General features: G+C 61.3%; 16 protein-coding genes. 13 read left to right on the top strand and 3 right to left on the bottom strand.

The features are described 5' to 3' along the window. Positions 1-15: 15 nt before the first annotated feature. A complete protein-coding gene (cyoA, locus tag HHL27_RS10050; protein WP_169493254.1) occupies positions 16-1251 on the bottom strand; it encodes a ubiquinol oxidase subunit II in 1236 nt (411 codons plus the stop codon). 125 nt (positions 1252-1376) lie between these two features. Here cyoA and HHL27_RS10045 point away from each other — a divergent pair, with 125 nt between their 5' ends. The 13 genes from HHL27_RS10045 to HHL27_RS09985 all read left to right on the top strand — a co-directional run bounded on the left by HHL27_RS10045 (position 1377) and on the right by HHL27_RS09985 (position 14489). Next, the gene (locus HHL27_RS10045; protein ID WP_169493253.1) at positions 1377-2678 is read left to right on the top strand and encodes an MFS transporter; all 1302 of its coding nucleotides are present in this window, start codon (positions 1377-1379) and stop codon (positions 2676-2678) included. Positions 2679-2804: 126 nt separating this feature from the next. Then, the gene (locus HHL27_RS10040; RefSeq protein ID WP_240959610.1) at positions 2805-3170 is read left to right on the top strand and encodes a DUF2946 family protein; all 366 of its coding nucleotides are present in this window, start codon (positions 2805-2807) and stop codon (positions 3168-3170) included. Between the two features lie 183 nt (positions 3171-3353). After that, positions 3354-3779 (top strand): DUF2244 domain-containing protein, encoded by a 426-nt coding sequence (locus tag HHL27_RS10035; protein WP_169493251.1) that lies wholly within the window; start codon positions 3354-3356, stop codon positions 3777-3779. Between the two features lie 3 nt (positions 3780-3782). Then, a complete protein-coding gene (locus tag HHL27_RS10030) occupies positions 3783-3980 on the top strand; it encodes a hypothetical protein (RefSeq protein ID WP_169493250.1) in 198 nt (65 codons plus the stop codon). Continuing rightward, positions 3977-4468 carry a copper chaperone PCu(A)C gene (locus tag HHL27_RS10025; protein ID WP_338114864.1) on the top strand — a complete coding sequence of 164 codons (492 nt, stop codon included), beginning with the start codon at positions 3977-3979 and terminating at the stop codon, positions 4466-4468. Before HHL27_RS10030 ends, HHL27_RS10025 begins: the two co-directional genes overlap by 4 nt. Then, the gene (locus HHL27_RS10020) at positions 4455-5084 is read left to right on the top strand and encodes an SCO family protein (protein ID WP_169493249.1); all 630 of its coding nucleotides are present in this window, start codon (positions 4455-4457) and stop codon (positions 5082-5084) included. Before HHL27_RS10025 ends, HHL27_RS10020 begins: the two co-directional genes overlap by 14 nt. Positions 5085-5125: 41 nt before the next feature. Then, positions 5126-7216 (top strand): TonB-dependent siderophore receptor, encoded by a 2091-nt coding sequence (locus tag HHL27_RS10015; RefSeq protein WP_169493248.1) that lies wholly within the window; start codon positions 5126-5128, stop codon positions 7214-7216. Between the two features lie 113 nt (positions 7217-7329). Then, positions 7330-8139, top strand: a complete 810-nt coding sequence (locus HHL27_RS22775; RefSeq protein ID WP_206069494.1) for an alpha/beta hydrolase fold domain-containing protein — start codon at positions 7330-7332, stop codon at positions 8137-8139. Beyond that, on the top strand, positions 8136-9014 hold the full coding sequence (locus tag HHL27_RS10005; RefSeq protein WP_169493247.1) for a DJ-1/PfpI family protein: 879 nt from the start codon (positions 8136-8138) through the stop codon (positions 9012-9014). Before HHL27_RS22775 ends, HHL27_RS10005 begins: the two co-directional genes overlap by 4 nt. Positions 9015-9056: 42 nt before the next feature. Then, complete coding sequence (locus HHL27_RS10000) at positions 9057-11090, top strand: TonB-dependent receptor (RefSeq protein WP_169493246.1); 2034 nt, start codon at positions 9057-9059, stop codon at positions 11088-11090. A gap of 2 nt (positions 11091-11092) precedes the next feature. After that, the gene (locus tag HHL27_RS09995) at positions 11093-12226 is read left to right on the top strand and encodes a PepSY-associated TM helix domain-containing protein (RefSeq protein ID WP_169493245.1); all 1134 of its coding nucleotides are present in this window, start codon (positions 11093-11095) and stop codon (positions 12224-12226) included. Between the two features lie 160 nt (positions 12227-12386). Continuing rightward, entirely contained in the window at positions 12387-14381 is a 1995-nt protein-coding gene (locus tag HHL27_RS09990) for a TonB-dependent receptor (protein WP_338114863.1), read from the top strand. Positions 14382-14390: 9 nt separating this feature from the next. Continuing rightward, a complete protein-coding gene (locus HHL27_RS09985) occupies positions 14391-14489 on the top strand; it encodes an AlpA family phage regulatory protein (RefSeq protein WP_169493243.1) in 99 nt (32 codons plus the stop codon). A gap of 33 nt (positions 14490-14522) precedes the next feature. Here HHL27_RS09985 and HHL27_RS09980 read toward each other — a convergent pair whose 3' ends face one another. Together HHL27_RS09980 and HHL27_RS09975 are read right to left on the bottom strand one after the other, a co-directional pair. Then, positions 14523-17333 carry a bifunctional diguanylate cyclase/phosphodiesterase gene (locus tag HHL27_RS09980; RefSeq protein WP_169493242.1) on the bottom strand — a complete coding sequence of 937 codons (2811 nt, stop codon included), beginning with the start codon at positions 17331-17333 and terminating at the stop codon, positions 14523-14525. Between the two features lie 539 nt (positions 17334-17872). Continuing rightward, positions 17873-18601: a PAS domain-containing protein gene (locus HHL27_RS09975; RefSeq protein ID WP_169493241.1), complete on the bottom strand. Its 729-nt coding sequence runs from the start codon at positions 18599-18601 to the stop codon at positions 17873-17875. Positions 18602-18739 lie beyond the last annotated feature (138 nt).

The following is an 18739-nucleotide window of genomic DNA, read 5'->3' as shown; positions in this document are numbered from 1 at the left end:
GATGGGCTCCGATTTTCAGGATGCTGCGGGTCCAGCGGCTGCGGCCAGCTTTGCTGTTTCAGGACTTGCAGGAGCTCGCTCGGTGGCCGGCTTCGCACCCGGCCAGATGAGCCCCGCGCCGCGCAGAGTCGCGGTGCTCAGGGGGGCTCCTGTTACCTTGCCAAGCGCGGTCGTCGGACGATTGTCCGCACAGAAGGCCTTGATGAACAGCTGATCCGCCTCAGTCAGCAGCCCCGCGCTTTGGCCGGGCAGCACGGCGTTTACCGCCTCATGCCCGAACTTGTCATAGCTCAGCGCGGCAAGGTTCCAGCGGCCCGCCTGGCCCATCCCACCACGCGCATCGAGCGCCATCATCTGGCTCATGCACATCTTACCCGGCCGCACACAGAGATTGACGACGGCGTCGAAGAGGTCGGGCGCGACAGTGGCGAAGTGGCGCACCGGCTCCTTTTCGGACGGCTTCTCCAGCTGGAGATAGGCAGTTCGATCGAGATCGCCCTTTCCCTTGCGCACGCCCTCCGCCCAGCGCTCGAAGCCAGCCTCGTCCTGCCCACGCATGGAGAAGCGCATGTTCGAGAAGCCCGCGCCGCTGTAGTTGGCGGAAAAACCCTCATAGCTGCCAGGTTTGTTGAGCACGGCGTGCAGCTTGGTTTCCATGCCCGGCATCGCGTAGATCTGCCCGGCGAGCGCGGGCGCATAGAACGAGTTCATCACCGCCGAGGAAGAGATGCGGAAGCGCAAGGGCCTGTCGACGGGAAGGACAAGTTCGTTGACCGTGGCGATCTTCTGCTCGGGATAGATGAACAGCCACTTCCAGTTGAGCGCGACGACCTGGACCTCCAGCGGCTTTGCCTGCGCGGGCACATCGCGGGCATGATCGATCCGGCCGATGGTGCGATAGGGATCGAGCAAATGCGTGCCGACCCATGTGACCGCGCCCAGCGCGATGATGATCAGCAGCGGGGCCGACCAGATCACCAGTTCGAGCTGAGTCGAATGAGACCATTCGGGATCGTAGTCCGGCGCTTCGCTCGATGCGCGATACTTCCAGGCGAAGAACACTGTCAGCGCCATGACCGGCACGATGATCAGCAGCATCAGCCAAGTGGAGATGACCACCAGATCTGCCTGCTGCCGCGCCACATCTCCGGCGGGATCGAGCACAACCCAATTGCAGCCGCCGAGCAGGGGCAGGAGCGGCAGGGAGGCCAGGATTGGCAGGCGTGAACGCAATGGTGAGACGTGGCGCATGCCGCGCGAACTACGCCGGGTGTTGCAGTGCAGCGATAGGACATTTTGTCCAATCCCTTTGATCCAGATCAAGGACGATAGGCCGCAAGCTGTGCCGCACCTGCATTCACCGAAGGATCCAACGCATGTCTGCCGCCGTCATCGACGCACCTGAGGCCGAAGCTACCGGTCACAGCGTTTCCCCCGGCGAGATCGCCATCGGGGTGATTATCGGTCGCACGTCGGAGTTCTTCGACTTCTTCGTCTACGCTATTGCCTCGGTGCTGGTGTTTCCGGGCTTTTTCTTCCCCTTCGTCGATCCGCTGACCGGCACGCTCTATTCGTTTCTCGTCTTTGCACTGGCCTTCGTTGCCCGCCCGGTCGGCTCGTTTGCCTTCATGGCGATTGATCGGGCCTATGGCCGGGGGGCGAAGCTGACCATCGCGTTATTCCTTCTGGGCGGATCGACCGCCGCCATCGCCTTCCTCCCGGGCTATCGCGACATCGGTGCTTTGGCCATCGCCCTCCTCGCGCTCTTCCGTATGGGGCAGGGTTTTGCGCTGGGCGGGACCTGGGACGGTCTTGCCTCGCTGCTCGCCCTCAATGCGCCCGAGAGCCGGCGCGGCTGGTATGCGATGATCCCGCAGCTGGGCGCTCCGCTTGGCCTGATCGTAGCAAGCCTGCTCTTTGCGTTCTTCACGTCGTCCTTGCCCGCCGCCGATTTCCTCGACTGGGGCTGGCGATTCCCGTTCTTCGTCGCCTTCGCGATCAATGTAGTTGCCCTGTTCGCCCGTCTTCGGTTGGTGGTGACGCCCGAGTTCCAACGTCTTTATGAGACCCGCGATCTCCAGCCTGAACGGGTCGGGGTGACGCTCCGACGCGAATGGAAGACAATCGTGATCGGGGCATTCGCGCCGCTGGCCAGCTTTGCCCTGTTCCACATGGTCACCGTGTTCCCGCTTTCCTGGGTATTCCTGTTCACGCAGGAAGCACCGACCCGGTTCCTGCTGATCGAGGCGGGCGCGGCGGCGCTGGGGGTTGCGGCGATCATCGTCTCAGGGCGCCTTGCCGACCGATACGGCCGACGCCAGCTGCTCGGCGCATCGGCCGCGGTGATCGCCATGTTCAGCGGCTTTGCTCCCCAGCTGCTCGCCTTGGGCGAGGTAGGCGAGATCGTGTTCATGCTCTCAGGCTTCCTGCTTCTGGGCTTGGCGTTCGGCCAGTCATCGGGCGCTGTTTCGTCCAACTTTGCGACGCAGAACCGCTACACCGGCTCTGCCATCACCAGCGACCTTGGCTGGTTGTTCGGTGCCGGATTCGCCCCGCTAGTGGCGCTATGGCTCTCGGCTAATTTCGGGCTCCTCGCTTCGGGCGGCTACCTGCTGTCAGGCGCCTTGGCGACGATGGGCGCCCTCTGGTTCAACAATGAATTGGGACGCACAAGTTGATCGAGGTCAGTGATCAAGGCACCGAAATGAAGCATCGCGACGCGACCTGATGACAATTCCGTTCGTCCAATGTAGTGCGCACTCGAAGTGACAACGCTCCGCGATCATCTCCAGCGACACCGCGTCTTGGCCATCCTGGTGGTCATGGCGGCGCTGTGCATGAAGATCATCGTGCCGTCCGGTTACATGATCGGGCAAAGCTCCAAGGTGCTGACCGTCCAGATCTGCGACGAGATCACGGGCAATCATGCCGTGAAGCAACTCGTCATCCCGATGAAGGATGGCGGGAGCGAATCGGGTCACAAGCAGGGCAAGGGCGAGTGCCCCTTCGCATCCCTGTCGATGGCCTCGATGACGGGTGCCGATCCTTGGCTGCTCGCGCTGGCACTGGCCTTCATTCTTGCGCTTGGCTTTGCGCCCGCGCGTCTCCCTCTTCCTAAACGCGTTTCCTATCTGCGGCCGCCTCTGCGCGGACCGCCGGCTTTGGTCTGACAATCTAACCGATTTGTCGGACCGGCCGGCGTGCGCGCCTTCCCTTAGCGTGCGCCGGCTTAGCCGGAGCATTCTTCCATGTACGAATTGCTATGCCGTTCCACGGAACGGCCTTGGGCTTCGAAGCCCGAACGCCTGGATTGCGTCCCCGAGACGACCAATCCCAAGCCTCTTATCCTGCACATGCAGGAGAACCGCTCGCATCTGAGCCAGGACGCTCGCGTCTGTTTCAGCGTCATCGGCCTCCTGTTCATGGTGACCAGTATCGGGCCTGCCCTGCACGGTCACTGGCTGGTGCCTGCTTTTTCCATTCTGGCCATGGCTGCCCTGACGTTCGCGCTTGAACGCCATGGCAAATCGACACCAGCGCAAGAGACGCTCGAACTGGCCGATGGCCAGGTGCGCCATCGCGACAGCAGCGGTCGCCAGATCGAGCTACCCGCGTTCTGGATGCACCTGGCGGCCGAAGGGCGCAGCCCGACCGACCTGCGCCTGTTCCTGCGCAGCCGCGACGGCAGCATCGAGTTCGGGCGCTGCCTTAGCCTCGATGAGCGCCGCGCGGTGGCGCCGCTGGTGGCGGCTGCGCTCGCGCACGCGCGGGGGTGCTGAACCATGGGCATGTTCAAGGTTTCTGACGCGCGGCATCACAGGCTCCAGCGCTTTCGGCGCAACACCTGGAAGGCGATCGCGCTCTGCGCCGCGCTGCGCCTCGCCGACACGGCCTTTGGCGTCGGCTTGGTCGAGCCGCCCCAGACCCTCGCCGCGCAGGCGATTCCCGTCTGCACCCTCGAACAGGATTTCAAGCTATGATGCGCCTTCCTCCCAAAACCCTTGTGCCCGCTCTGGCCTTGAGTGCCTTGGCGAGCGCTGCGTTGGCGCATGGTTATCAGGCCGGGAACCTGGGCATCCAGCACCCTTGGTCGCGGGAGACTGCTCCGGGGCAAGCCGTTGGCGGCGGGTTCATGACCATCACCAACAAGAGCCAGTCCGACGATCGACTGGTCTCGGGCACAAGCCCGGTGGCAGCCGAAGTCCAGCTGCATACCATGACCATGGATGGGGGTGTCATGCGCATGCGCCAGGTGGAAGGCGGCATTGCCGTTCCGGCCCGAGGTACGCTCGAACTCAAGCCCGGCAGCTACCACATCATGTTCATGGGCCTGAAGCGCCAGCTGCGTCAGGGCGAGCGTTTCCCCGTGACGCTCCGCTTCCAGCGCGCTGGCCGCGTGACCGTGCAATTCGCGGTGCAGCCCGTGACGTCGACCGGCCCGATCGAGAACGGCCATGCAGGACACTGAGCAGAAGGAACCTCGCTCGGGTTTCGCCCGCCTGCGCACGGCGCTGTGGCTTGTCCTCGGCGTCGCCACAATGGTCAGTCTCGCCGTGATCTATGACCGCGGCCATCCCGCGGGCGATCCTGCCAATGACTACGCCCACACCTTCGGCGGGCCGTTCACGCTGACTGCGCCGGACGGCTCGTTAGTCACCGAGAAGACGCTGGCGGGCAAGCCCTATGCGATCTTCTTCGGCTTCACCCGCTGTCCCGATGTCTGCCCGACCAGCCTTGCCCGCATGGCGCGGCTGCGCAAACAGCTTGGGGCCGACGGCATGAAGTTCAACATCGTCTTCGTCTCGGTCGATCCGGGCCACGACAAGCCTGCCGACCTTGGCAACTACGTCGCACTGTTCGGCACGCCAATCCTCGGCCTGACCGGGACTGATGCCCAGCTTGAACAGATCAAGAAGGGCTACGGTGTCTACTCGGCCAAGGTTCCGCAGCCGGGCGGCGATTACACCATCGACCATACCGCTGCGATCTACCTGATGACCGCCAGGGGCGAGTTTTCGGGAACCATCGACCACCAGGAATCCGACGCAACCGCGCTGGCCAAGCTCAAGCGACTGATCGCGTGACATCCAAAACCAACAAACAGCATTCCCAGGGGGGAAAATTAATGAAGACGTCTGTGTTTGCCATCGCAGCCGTGCTGCTGTCCGCCAGCCCCGCGCTTGCCGAGGACGCGAGTCCAGACCAGCGCGAAATTGTCGTAACCGGGCGCTATTCGGCAGACGACAGCACCAGCGCAAGCAAGACCGGGCAGCCGATCCTGCTGACGCCACAGTCCATACAAGTGGTGAAACGCGAAGTTCTGCTCGACCAGAACGCGATCACGCTGACCGAGGCAGTGCGCAATGTTGCCGGCGTCTCTTCAGACTTCGGCTTTGGTGGCGCGACCGCGCCACTGCTGGTGCTGCGCGGGTTCTCAACCGTCTCGATGACCACGCAAAGCTCGCTCTACAGCAGTGGCACCTACTATCTCGATGGCACCAAAGTGCGTGGTGTGCCGATCGACATGGCCAATGTCGAGGCGGTCGAGGTCGTCAAGGGACCAGACTCGGTGCTGTTCGGTCGCGCGGAACCGGGCGGCCTCGTCAATATTCGCGCCCGGCCGCTGACGGCCGCACCTGCTCGCGAACTGGCGCAGACGGTGGGCGAATATGGCCTGTCGCGCACGTCGGCACGGATCGGCGGAGCGCTCGATGCGAACCAGCACTGGGTCGCAGCGGTTTCGGGGAGCTATCTCAACACTGGGTCGAACCGCGACTATGTGGTGGAGAAGCTTGCCTCGGTGAACGCTTCGCTCGGCTGGCGGCCGTCGGCGGACACCAACGTGACTTTCAGCGTGGATTACCTCAACCACCGCTATCGCAACGACTATGGCATTCCATCTGACGGCGCGCGGCCAGCAGACATTCCGCTCAACACCGCGTACAACAATGCACCGGTGCTTTCGAAGGCAGAGACGCAGGTTTACCGGCTCGACGTACGTCAGGCCGTTGGCAGCGCCTGGCAGTTGCGCCTGCGCGGTATCCACATGCGCTCGCACACCCGCGAGCTTGATGTTGCGCCCTACCGGCTCGATCTGACGACAGGGGATGACCTGTTCGCATCTTCGCGCCGCCTTGCACTTTACTATTTCAACGTGCGGCCGGACGGGCGTTACCACGTCGATCAGGCCAGTGCCGATCTGATCGGTACAGTGCGGACAGGCGCCCTGGTCCATCATCTTGCGGTCGGGACCGAATACTTCCGCGAAGGCAAGACCGGGCTTTCATATTTCGAGCAGCTTGGCACGGTGAGCCTCACCAGTCCGAACGTGGCGAACACACCGCCGCTCGATATCGCGCAGGCCAGTCCAGTTGACATCGTTGACCGCGACCGCTGGTTTTCGGTCACTGCCGAGGATGCCATCGACTTCGGTGGCGGCTTCCACGCCGTGGCGGCGCTGCGTCACGATTGGACCAGCACGATCTATTCCTCACCTGGCCTTGCTCCCAACAAGGTGAGTTTCACCTCGCCGCGCATCGGCGCGACCTTGGAAGTCGCGCGCGGCCTGGTGGTCTACGGTCAGTTCCAACGCGGGCTCTCCGCCAACAACGGCGTCAATCCCGATGGCACCAAACTCGCCCCTGAAATCGGTCGGCAGTTCGAGGTGGGCGCCAAGGTGCAGACCGCAGACAAGCGGTTCAGCGCAACCCTGGCCGCTTTCGATCTCCTAAAGACCAACCGCGGCGATTTCACCTTCTTCCCGGTGATCCAGACAATTGGCAGGGCGCGCTCGCGCGGGATCGAGCTGGATTTCAGCGGCGAGATCACCCCACAACTGTCGGTAATCGGCTCCTATGCCTTCACCGATACCAAGGTGGATGCAGGATCGCTGCGCCTCGCCAACACCCCGCGCCATGCCGCTAGCCTGTGGGCCCGCTATCAGGCAACCAAAGCAGCCGCGTTTGGCGGCGGGGCATTCTACCAGTCCGCGCGGTTCGGCGATGTGGGTAACACCGTCACGCTACCTGGCTATGTCCGTTTCGATGCGGAAGCGGCCTATCGCTTCGTACTCGCGGGTGCCAACGTGACCGCCCAGGTCAACCTCAAGAATGTCTTCGACAAGCGCTACTACGTCTCGCAGCACCAGTTCTCGCCCGATTGGATCCTGCCTGGCGCACCGCGCACCTTGACGGCTACCGTCCGGGTGGAACTGTGAAGTCTGCATGGCTGGCGAGGCTAGGGGTTGCTGCCGCCCTGTTGATTGCTTCGGCCACCGCGCGCGCGGATCCCATTCATGAGACCGTAGTCCCGCTCTGGCCGGAGGGCGCTGTGTCTTCGCTCGGGGTTCCCGAACTGCGTGAGCAGGTGCCCGAGGCAGGTGGTCTGCTCATCCGCAACGTCAGTTCGCCCACGCTTGAACTGTACCGGCCGGCACCGGGCACTGCGAACGGTACGGCTATTATCGTCGCACCGGGCGGTGGCTTCGTTGGTCTCGCCTATGAGTCCGAGGGGACAGCCGTCGCCGAAGCATTGTCGAAGCACGGGATCACCGCATTCGTGCTCAAGTACCGTACGATCCTGAGTTCCGGGAGCCCGGCCATGCTCCCCGCGATCCACCTTCGCGAGATGGACCTGATCATGGCTCGGGCCAAAAGCGGTGTACCGCTGGAGGTTCCGCGTTTCGCCGGCGAGGCCAACGCGGTGATCGACGGCGCACGCGCGGTCGAGTTGGTGCGCCGGCACGCACGGGGATGGGAAGTGGACCCCCAGCGGATCGGTATGATCGGCTTTTCGGCAGGTGGGTACCTTGCGGCTGATCTCGCGATTGGTGACGTTGCCACGCGCCCGGCGTTTGTCGGCCTGATCTATGGCGGCTTGCGCACCCCCGTCCCGGCTGACGCCTCCCCGGCATTCATCGCGGCCGCCGCAGATGACGAGTTTCAGCCAGAGGACGCCACACTGCTGCATCAGGCCTGGCGCAAGGCTGGAGTACCGGCAGAATTACACATCTACGAGCATGGTGGCCACGGCTTCGGACTGAAGCGGCATGGCACGACGAGCGATCACTGGCTGGAAGAATTCCTCTGGTGGATGCAGTCCCGCGGCCTCCTTCCTTCGGCGAAGGATGGTCAACGATGACGACCAACCGCCGCACCCTTCTCGAGGGCATGACCGGAGCAGCCTTGCTCGCTCCCTGTCTCGCGATCGAAAAGGCTATGGCCGCACAGGCTGCCGGTGGTGCTGCTGCGCCCTCGGCAAACCCGTCTGCTGCCGAACAGACAGCCATGCATGACAAGCACATGGAGGCGATGAACCGGGTGCTCGGGCCGGGCCTGTGGGGGCAGGAGCAGATCGCGATGCTGCTCTACCCCAAGTTTACCGCGCTCGACCTCGTGGGACCGCATTACTTCTTTGCCTGCCTGTTCGGTGCAAAGGTCCACCTCGTCACTACCGAGAAGGATCTCTCGCCGGTGACGTCGGACCTGGGCCTGGCCATCACGCCCACGGTGACGATGGCGGACGCGCCCAAGGATCTCGACTTGCTCTTCGTGCCTGGCGGGACGGAGGGCACACTTTCGGTCATGGCGCGCGCTGACACCATGGCGTGGATCAGGGATCGGGCCTCACGTGCCAAGCACATCACCAGCGTCTGCACCGGCTCGATGGTGCTGGCCAAGGCCGGTTTGCTCAAAGGCAAGCGCGCAACTTCGCACTGGGTCGCCCGCGACATACTGGCTGATTTCGGGGCGATCCCGGTCAATGAGCGTGTGGTCAAGGATGGCAATATCCTGACCGGCGCCGGGGTTTCGGCAGGCCTCGATTTCGCCATCGCCATGGTCGAGCAACTGCGTGGGCGGGCCTATGCCGAAGCCCTGGTCCTGCAGGGCGAATATGCCCCCGATCCCTCGATCAAGGGGGGCACGCTGGCCACAACCTCTGCGCCAGTAGGCGAGATGATGAGCGAGATGTTTGCGCCTGTCGCCAGCATGTTCCGCGCGATGGCCGAGAGCTGATGCCTCCCTGCGAGCATAACTTCAAATTCGATTGGACCAACAATGCATACTTCGAAATTCGCCATCGCGCTGGCCCTGGCTAGCGCAGCTTCGCCTGCACTTGCCGATGAGCCTGCGCCGCCCGGCACCAGCGCCGATACGACCTTCACCGTCGGCGAGATCGTCGTTTCCGCCAACCGCATGGCGGGCTCGACCGGCAATGTCCTGACATCGGTCGATCGCCTCGGCGGTGACGTCGCGCAGCGCGCCAACGTCAACTATGCCTGGGAACTGGTAGGGCGGCTTCCGGGCGTGCTCCTCACCAATTTCAATCAGGGCACGACCAGCGGTAAGTTCTCGTTCCGCGGGTTCAACGGCGAGGGCGAGATCAATGCCGTCAAGCTGTTAATCGATGGCATCCCGTCCAATAGCAACGACGGCAACATGCCCTACATCGACGAGGTCTACCCGCTCGATATCGCCGGGATCGAGGTTGTGCGCGGCACCTCGGATCCGCGCTACGGCCTCCACGCCATCGCCGGAAGCGCCAATATCAAGACGCGGATCGGCGGCACCTATGCCGATGCTCGGCTCGCCGGCGGCAGCTTCGGGACCTACGAGGGCCAGCTGTCGGCAGGCCTGGAAACGGGCAAGTTCAGCCAGAACTATCTCGTCGCCTACCGCCAATCCGAAGGCTATCGGCGTCATGGCGACCTCGACCGCTTCAGTCTTGGGGGCAAATGGTTCTTCAACCCCAATGCGGATGTGCGGATCGGTGCGATCGCTCGCTACTACAAGGGCAATGCGCAGGAGCCCGGCTACCTGACCTTTGCCGATAGTCGCCGCGATCCGCGCATGACAAACGCTTACAATGCCTCGGACGGCGACAGCCGCGAAGTCCAGCAGTACAGTCTGCACTTCGACAATAGCCTCAGCGAGAGGCTCGATTTTACGGCGAAGGCCTACTTCAACCGCCTGCGCGACGATCGCTACGTCAAGTTCTCGGCGGGAGCCTCGCAGCAGCGGCGGGTTACCAGTGAGGATCACTGGGGCGTGATGGGGGCCTTGCACTATCACACCAGCCTTGCGGGCATGCCGTTGATGGCCGAAATCGGCGGCGACACGCAGTGGCAGGACAATATCTCCCTGCGCTACACGGCGGTCAACCGGGTGCCCACGGCACAGACCCGCGACCAGAAGTTCAAGCTCTCGGTGGGCGGCGTCTATGGCCAGTTGATCCTCGAGCCTGCACCCTGGCTGCGGGTCACACCCGCCTGGCGGTGGGACTGGGTTGGCGGCAGCTATCTCAACCGCCTGAGCGGTCAGTTTGCCCCGATCAACGACTACGGAACCATCAGCCAGCCCAAGCTGTCGGTCGCCGTGCTGCCCATCAAGGGCGTGACGCTGTACGGCAACTACGGGAAGAGCTTCCAGATTGGCCTCGGCTCTGGTGCCTATCTCATCCCGCCGCGCACCATCAACCTCGATCCTTCGATCAACGAGGGCTGGGAAATCGGCGTCAAGTACGCGCTTGGTGACCTGTTCGAAGGGCGCATCGCAGCCTGGCAGCAGACTGCGACCGGGGAGATCAAGCGCAAACTCAATGACCCGCTCGGTGACAGCGAGAATGTCGGGGCCACGCGTCGCCGCGGTTTCGATCTTCAGTTGAGTGCCAAGCCGGTTGCAGGCCTCTCGCTGTGGGGGGCGCTGACCTGGCAGAAAGCGACCATCACCACGCCCGATCCGGCAACCCCGCAATATAAGGGCAACGAGATTGACCATGTACCGCATTGGCTCTGGTCGAGCGGGGTCGACTTTACCGGCCTGCCGAAGGTCCGCGTTTCGCTTTGGGCCAATGGCCAGTCGAGCTACTGGCTGACGGCCGCCAACAGCGCTGCCAACGGCGGCAAGTTCGGCAACTATAGCCTGTTAAACGTTGAAGTGGCCTACATGGTGAATGATCGGATCGACGTAGCTCTGACCGGCAAGAACCTCACCGACACCTACTATGAATATGCGTGGTGGGACGGCGCCCAGACGCTGCACAGCCCCGGCGATGGACTTAACCTGATCGGCAGCATCAGGGTAAGATTCTGATCATGCAGCGCGTCCGCCTCATTGTCCGAGCAGCCCATCTCTGGCTCGGGCTCAGCTTCGGCGCGCTGTTCGTCGTCCTCGGGATTTCTGGGGCGTTGCTCGTCTTTTACCAGGAGATCGATGCAGCGCTCCATCCCGAGATCAACGTTACTGCTTCAGGGGTGGTGCCAGGTTGGAATTCTCCTGTCTGGGACACTTCGCTCGCGACCGTCCGTCGGCAATGGCCGGAACGGAATGGCGCCTGGCGCTTCGAGGTGACAGGTAAGCCTGGTCCGATCGCCGCACGCTATCAGCCACCTCATGGAGGACACCACGGCCAGCGCATCATGGTCTGGCTCGCGCCGGACGGCTCGCGGGTGCTGCGCGAGGCGGCGTGGGGCAGCTACGCCATGACTTGGATCTACGACCTTCACATGCAGCTGGCCGCAGGCCCCGCATGGCGGGATGTCGTTGGGTGGGCAGGGCTAATCATTCTTGTCCTGCTGCTGACTGGGCTATGGGCATGGTGGCCAAGAGGAAGTTGGCGCAAGGCACTGCGCTACAAGCGCGGAGCGTCCTTCGTTCGAACACTTCGGGACATCCACAAGCTGGCAGGTCTCGCCAGCCTGCCATTGCTTCTGATGCTGGTTGTAACCGGCGTGATGTTGGCGCTGCCAGATCAGAGCAATGCCGTTTTGACGCAGGTGACTGGGCCGATTGACGAGACCCCGTCACCGCAGTCCGCAGTCCAGACCCGTCCGCCGCTTACGATCAGCGAAGCGCTGGCGATTGCCCACTCGAAAATGCCTGAGGGCAGGTTGGCTTGGGTGGAAGTTCCAGGCCAGTCTGACGGTCCTTTCATGGTGCGCATTCAGCAGCCGAGTGACCCCTCTTACCGGTTCCCGCACAGCTACGTGTTTATCGACCAATTCAGTGGAGCGGTTGTCGGCCTGCAGGACAGCCTGCGGGCCAGTGCGTCGACAACCGTGAACAACTGGCTTCATCCGCTTCACGACGCCTCCGTAGGCGGTCTGAATTTTCGATTGCTGATCGTATGTGTGGGTTTGGTCCCGGCACTCTTGTTCGGAACAGGACTAGCTCGATGGCGGCTCCGAGAGGCCCATGTGGAGCAAAGTTTACTCCCAGATGTGTCCTGACGGCTCCTCTCGTGGCAACTCGACCCTCAATGGGGCAGGGTGGGCCTTACCGCCTCGACCGTTGGCGCTCCATCAAGGGCCAACCAGGCATCGCGCTACTCGATCTGTGCAGAAGGGAATTAGTATGCATCCGTCGATCCCTCGATTGCTGAGAAAAACCGTGCTTTTGGCGCTCCTGGCGATGCCGTCGGCTGCATGGTCAGCCGATGGAAAAGCCGGCGAAAACAGGGACGAAATCGTCGTCTATGGCCGCGCACTTGAACAGGTCGGCGTGGCCACCAGCGGGTCGGAGGGCGTCGTAGGCTACGCGGACTTCGAAAAGCGGCCGATTTCCCGGGTTGGCGAGCTGGCGGAGAATGTTCCGGGGCTCATTGCGACCCAACATTCCGGGTCAGGCAAAGCGAACCAATACTTTCTGCGCGGGTTCAATCTCGATCATGGCACCGATCTGGCTGGCTTTGTCGATGGCGCACCAGTCAACATGCGCAGCCATGGCCATGGGCAGGGCTATCTCGACCTCAATTTCCTGATCCCGGAACTGGTCGAGAGGATCGATTACACCAAGGGTCCCTACCACGCCGCCGATGGCGATTTCGCATCGGCGGGATCGTTGCGCTTCGTGACCAAGAACAGGCTGTCACAGCCCTTTTTCGAAGTCACCGGCGGCTCTTTCGGATATTGGCGCGGCGTGGCGGCAGGCAGCGCCGACACCGGACAGGGGACCGTGCTCGCTGCTATCGACGGAACGCTGTCGAACGGGCCGTGGGTGCTCGATGAAGACTTGCGCAAGGTTAACGCTCTGGTCAAATACTCGACACCTGACTGGTCGCTCGGGCTGGCTGGCTATTCCAGCCGCTGGACATCGACCGATCAGGTGCCTGAACGCGCGATCGCTTCTGGCTTGATCCCTCGCTTCGGTTTCATCGACCCCGATCTCGGAGGTCGGTCGGGCCGGGTGGCGCTGACATTCAATGGCAAGGCAGGCAACACAACCTTCACTGCCTATGCGATCGGCTCGCGGCTGCAGCTGACTTCCAATTTTACCTATTTCCTCGACGATCCGGTGAACGGCGATCAGTTTCGGCAGATCGACCGGCGCGGCGTATTCGGGGGATCGGTCAGCCATGCGTTCGACGCAGCCGGAATCGCGTGGCGGTTTGGCGGCGATACGCGGTGGGACAGGATCGGGCAGCTCGGGCTATACCGCACCAGCGCAGGCACGGTGACCGCAACCGTGCGGCAGGACCAGGTCGATGAATATGGCGGAGGCCTGTTCGGGGAAGCCCGGATCAACGCCACCTCACGGTTGAGGCTGGTGCTCGGCCTGCGCGTAGATGCCATCGGCTACAATGTCCGATCCGGTCTGGCGGTAAACTCGGGCAAGGGATCAGCCACCATTGTCTCGCCCAAGGCCGCGCTGGCATGGAAAGCGGGTGACGGCGTCGAACTCTATGCCAACTATGGGCAAGGCTATCATTCCAACGACGTGCGCGGCGCGACCATCACGGTGGACCCGGCCAGCGGCGATCCGGCAAACCGGGTGCCGGTTTTCGCCCGCTCGCGCGGGGCCGAACTGGGCCTACGGGTCGAACGCGGCCCACTGAATGTTTCACTGGTGGGTTTCTGGCTCGATCTGGCTTCTGAATTGGTCTTCGTGGGTGATGCCGGAAGCACCGAACCCAACGATGCATCGCGCCGGTTCGGAACCGAGTTTGCCCTGTTCTGGCGGCCTCTGCCCGGCGTGACGGTGGATGGCACCGCTGCATACACCCGCGCGCGCTTTCGTGGCGTAGCACCGGGCCAAGCCTTCATCCCCGGTGCCACGCCGTTCGTGCTGGGCGGCGGCATCAGTGCCTCGATGACCCCATCGCTTACCGCCACATTGCGTATCCGTCATTTTGCCAGCGCGCCGCTGATCGAGGACAATTCGCAGAAGTCAGATGCTACGACGTTGATGAACCTTGGCGTCTACCGCGAGGCTGGACGACTCCGCCTTGGGATTGATGTACTCAATCTCTTCAATGCCCGCGATCCCGACATAACTTACTTCTATGCCTCACGGCTGCGCGGTGAACCGGCGGGCGGGATCGATGACCGGCATATCCATCCGGTCGAACCGCGTCAGGTCCGAGTAACGGCGCGCTTCCTGCTCTGATTATGTCGATTGCTCCCCAGGTCACGATCGCTAGGGCCCAAATGTGCAGTTTGGGTCGAGGCGGAAATTGATAAGTGGATCCGCGCCGTATCGCGAATTCCAAATTGATTTCGACGTGCGGACTTTAGCCGACTGGCGCATTCAGCGCTTAGCAGCGGACTTGGCCCTTCGAGAAGACGCTGTGTCCGAACCTTGCTGAAGGGATGGCGCTGAAGCGGGCCTGCCAAACAAATAACCTTGCGCCTCGTTGCAGCCTTCCTCGACCAGCAACGCCAGCTGCATCTTCGTTTCTACACCCTCTGCCAGGACCGGGATCGACAAGGTTCGCCCAAGAGCCAGAACGGCTTTGACGATCGCGCGCGACTGATCATTGGTTTCTGATTGAAGGAGGAAGGACTTGTCGATCTTGATCTTGTCGAACGGAAATGAGTGCAACGTATCAAGTGAGGAATAGCCAGTTCCGAAATCGTCCATGGCAACGCTGACACCAAGGGCCTTGATCCGGCGCAGCGAATGAAGCGCCCTGACCTTCTCGGTGATGATAGCCGTTTCAGTGATCTCAAGTTCCAGGCGGCGGGGTGGCAGGCCGGTATCAAGCAAGATCTGCGTTACAACTTCCGGCAAATCTGGCTTCAACAACTGGACAGGTGAGAGGTTGACGGCAACCTTAAGGTCCGACGGCCAGTGCATGGCTTCAAGACAAGCAGTCCTGAGAACCCATTCACCGATCCGCACGATCTCACCGCTCTCTTCAGCGATGGGAATGAAATCGTCCGGTCCAATGTTGCCGTGAAGGGGGTGAGTCCAGCGCAACAGCGCCTCATAGCCTGTAAGGGTTTGATCGAGGACCGAACGCTGCTCCTGATAAAGCAAGTGCATTTCATTGCGTTCGACAGCAAAACGGAGGTCGCTGGCAATCTGGCGCCGCCACCTCGCCTTCTCGTCCATGCCTGCCTCATAGAAGCAGACCGACTGTCCGAGGGTCACCTTCGCGCGATACATGGCAAGGTCTGCATTGTTTAGCAGTGTGTCGAGATCCTCGGCATCGCCTGGATACAAAGCCACCCCGATGCTCGCTCCGTTCAGGGCAGCGACTGAGTTCGTAACGCAACCGTCAATTGCTGTTTCCAGACGAGAAAGGAAATCAGTCAGCTCTGTTTCACGCGCAAATCTTTTAGCTAAGGCAAATTCATCGCCGCCCAGCCGGGCTGCGATCTCGTTCTCGTCCAGACAGTTCGAGATAGCATTGGCAAAGGACCTCAGGACCTGATCACCTATGGCGTGCCCGTGGGTGTCATTGATTTCCTTGAACCGATCCAGATCGATCGCGACAAGAGCAACTTGCTCGCCCCGGCAAGGAGCAGCGACCAACTCGTGTGAAAGCCAGCGATTAAAGCTGCTGCGATTTGGCATGCCTGTAAGCATGTCATGGTGGGCCAGATGAGCGATGCGCTTTTCAGATCGGCGCCTCTCGCTGATGTCCTCAAAGGTCGTAACCCACCCGCCATCCGGCATGCCCCGGCTGGTGATCGACATGGAAAAAGCCTCACCATATTCGACGACGACAGGTTCACTGCCATTGGCGTCGAGTGATTGCCTCAGCAGCACATGAACGTTGGCGATGCGTTCTTCGGAAACTTTCTCGCCAGCCCTTGATGAAAGGGCAGCATAAGCTACCTCATCGAGAGACGCGCCGGGCGGACAGCTGCTCTCAGGCAAGTTCCAAAGTTCAAGGAAGCGCTGGTTGCGAAGGACAAGCCGAGCGTTGCTGTCGAACAGACAAAGCCCTTGATGCATATTGGACAGTGCCGTGGCGAGCTGGTGCCTGGCCTCTTCCAGCCGATCTTGGTCTTCCTTGAATTGGGTCATGTCGCGAGTGATCTTGGCAAACCCTAAGGACCTGCCTTCAGCGTCAAGAACATGTTCGATAGTCACATGCGCCCAGAAGCGTGAACCATCGCGCCTGACACGCCAGCCTTCACCGATAAACTTGCCATGCTGTCGTGCGCACTCAATCGCCTGTGCGTGAAGACCTAGCGCACGATCCTCGCTCGTATAGAAGATAGCGAGCGGCTGTCCGACCACTTCTTCTTCACTATAGCCCTTGAGCCGCTGTGCGCCGGCGTTCCAATTGGCGATGCAACCGTCTTGCTTGAGCATGTAAATGGCGCAGTCGGAGATTCCTCTTACGAGAATGGAAAACTGCTGCTGGCTATGAAGGATCGCTGCATTGGTCCGCTTAGCGATTAAGCCCCCGAAGAGACAAAGACCCAGCAGGAATAGCGAAACTGCGCCTATCAGCGCTGACATCGTGCTCGGTGAGAGCAAGACCGCCCCATCTTCCATTCTCGCAGGAACCAGTCGGATTGCTGTCATGCCGGTGAAGTGCAGACCGACAATCCCCAAGACCATAAGTCCTGCGGCCATTACCGCGTTCGCAAGCCCTCGCTTCGTCAAAGCAAGACGCAGCACTTGAACCATCGGCAAGATCGCCAACGCGACCGAGACCAAAAGATAGGCAGGATTCCATTCAATCTTGGCCGGAAGAGAAAGGGCCGCCATGCCGGTGTAATGCATGGCGGCGAACCCGCCTCCGGCAACGCAGCCCCCGAATGCCATCGATCCGGCCTTGCCGCCGAAGACGGCCAACCGAAAACCGATCAAAGTGGTTGCAAGCACTATTGCAAGGGAGACGGCGGTCAGACCGGGCTTGTATCCTGCAACCACACCCGGATCGTAGCCGAGCATCGCGATGAAATGCGTCGACCAGATTCCGAAGCCCGTTGCGAGGCCACCGGTGATCAGCCAGCGATGCTTCGTCTCTTCGGAAGCTGCGTTCCCTTGCCGAAGCATCATTACGGCAGTGGAGCATGAGATGATGCAGATCAGTGCCGCAAGGAAGACAAACCGAAGATCGTGCTGATCTCGAATGCAAAAGAAAACCTGAAACAACTTTCGACCTCGCGAAGACCCAGTCTAGCCTTCGCAGGGCAGCCCTAAGATGCTCGGTAAGAGCCAGTAAGGGCACATACGGGTTTGCCCTCATTCGCTGCCCGCTGCGCGGGTGCAGCTCTCCAGTGATCAATCACATCGACTGTTGGTAGAGGCTGACTGGCTGCAGCCCCACTGTCTTGCTGGCACTCTGCTCTCGGAAGACAGAATCGCGAAGTTTTAAGGGACGGCGTGTTGCGCGCGATCAGGGTGAGAACGGTAAGCGTCCGGCCTTGGTCGTGTTGCCAGGTTGATGCCCCATCGCGATGAGCCGCCTTACGCAGTGTCCATTCGCACTGCGTAAGGAGAGTGCGTTGGACAGGCTCGAGATCATCACTGGGGTGGAACGCCGCCGCCGGTATTCGGATGAGGAGCGCGCGGCGGTCCTGGCGATGTGCGATGTGCCCACGCGGAAGGAACGCGTAACCGCCCGCAGCCAATCGGACGATCAAAAATTGAATTTGCAATACCTACGGCGCGTTGTATGGGACAAAAACTGTTCAGCGCTTGTGACGGGGGTCTCGGCGCTGAACAGACACCGACTTAAGATTTTCCTCAATTGTGGAGCCTTGCGTGGCCGAATCCGCTTGGATTCGTTCAATTGCCACGACGGTAAGGCTGTTGTTTATAAGCATGGTGACGCCATGGTTGGCAAACAGCTTCAGGACCCTCTCTAAGCTTGCCTTGCTCGCGCGAATGTCCGTGAAAGCGCCTTCGAGGCGCCTGAGCGTCATGGGGGACAGGCCTGAAAGCTTCGACATGGTGTTGATCGACCAGCCCAAGGCGGCGCGAGCAGCCTTTAGATGTGCGGGTGCCACATCATCAAGATCAGCGTGCTGAAATCCTGATGCATCGGTCGCTCTGCCAGGCAATCTGAACGAAGCACCAAACCACTGGAAAACTGATCCGTCTCGTTTCCGGATTGGGGTGCCGACAGAGAGAAGATTTCGATACTTGCCATCGAGGTAGCGGACGCGGAAGGCGCAACTATAAACGGAGCCGTTCGCTACAGCCTTTCGCCAATCCTCGAGGGCGCGAGTTTGATCCTCTGGGTGGAGAGCCTTCGCCCACCCTTCACCTTCCACTTCGGCCTGTGACTGTCCGGTGAACTTGCGCCACTCGGGATTGTCCAAAACGTAGCCATCGCTCGAGGCAGTCCAACTCGCTTCGCATGCATCAGAAAAGAAGCTCATCAGCCAGTTGGGGTCGATTCCGCCGGTTCTTAGCATCGTGCCGATCTATAACATATGATGTAGGTGCTTGTAAGAGTGGAGCTTGACCCCGGTTCGGCTGCTTCACTGGATTGACTTGATTAAGTGGTATCCAGTAATGAACAAAATCTGATCAGCCGAGTGGGGGCGTTGACC

It is taken from the genome of Novosphingobium olei (assembly GCF_012927405.1).
Classification (GTDB): Bacteria; Pseudomonadota; Alphaproteobacteria; order Sphingomonadales; family Sphingomonadaceae; genus Novosphingobium; species Novosphingobium olei.
Note: the sequence above shows the minus strand (reverse complement) of the source record. Positions and strands in the feature narration are given on the sequence as shown.

What these genes read in the sequence shown, in the direction of transcription:
- HHL27_RS10005 (WP_169493247.1), top strand. Translation starts at nt 8,136, where the DNA reads ATGACGACCAACCGCCGCACCCTTCTCGAGGGCATGACCGGAGCAGCC.
- HHL27_RS10030 (WP_169493250.1), top strand. Translation starts at nt 3,783, where the DNA reads ATGGGCATGTTCAAGGTTTCTGACGCGCGGCATCACAGGCTCCAGCGC.
- HHL27_RS10020 (WP_169493249.1), top strand. Translation starts at nt 4,455, where the DNA reads ATGCAGGACACTGAGCAGAAGGAACCTCGCTCGGGTTTCGCCCGCCTG.
- HHL27_RS10025 (WP_338114864.1), top strand. Translation starts at nt 3,977, where the DNA reads ATGATGCGCCTTCCTCCCAAAACCCTTGTGCCCGCTCTGGCCTTGAGT.
- HHL27_RS10000 (WP_169493246.1), top strand. Translation starts at nt 9,057, where the DNA reads ATGCATACTTCGAAATTCGCCATCGCGCTGGCCCTGGCTAGCGCAGCT.
- HHL27_RS09975 (WP_169493241.1), bottom strand. Translation starts at nt 18,601, where the DNA reads ATGCTAAGAACCGGCGGAATCGACCCCAACTGGCTGATGAGCTTCTTT.
- HHL27_RS10045 (WP_169493253.1), top strand. Translation starts at nt 1,377, where the DNA reads ATGTCTGCCGCCGTCATCGACGCACCTGAGGCCGAAGCTACCGGTCAC.
- HHL27_RS10035 (WP_169493251.1), top strand. Translation starts at nt 3,354, where the DNA reads ATGCAGGAGAACCGCTCGCATCTGAGCCAGGACGCTCGCGTCTGTTTC.
- cyoA (WP_169493254.1), bottom strand. Translation starts at nt 1,251, where the DNA reads ATGCGCCACGTCTCACCATTGCGTTCACGCCTGCCAATCCTGGCCTCC.
- HHL27_RS10015 (WP_169493248.1), top strand. Translation starts at nt 5,126, where the DNA reads ATGAAGACGTCTGTGTTTGCCATCGCAGCCGTGCTGCTGTCCGCCAGC.
- HHL27_RS09995 (WP_169493245.1), top strand. Translation starts at nt 11,093, where the DNA reads ATGCAGCGCGTCCGCCTCATTGTCCGAGCAGCCCATCTCTGGCTCGGG.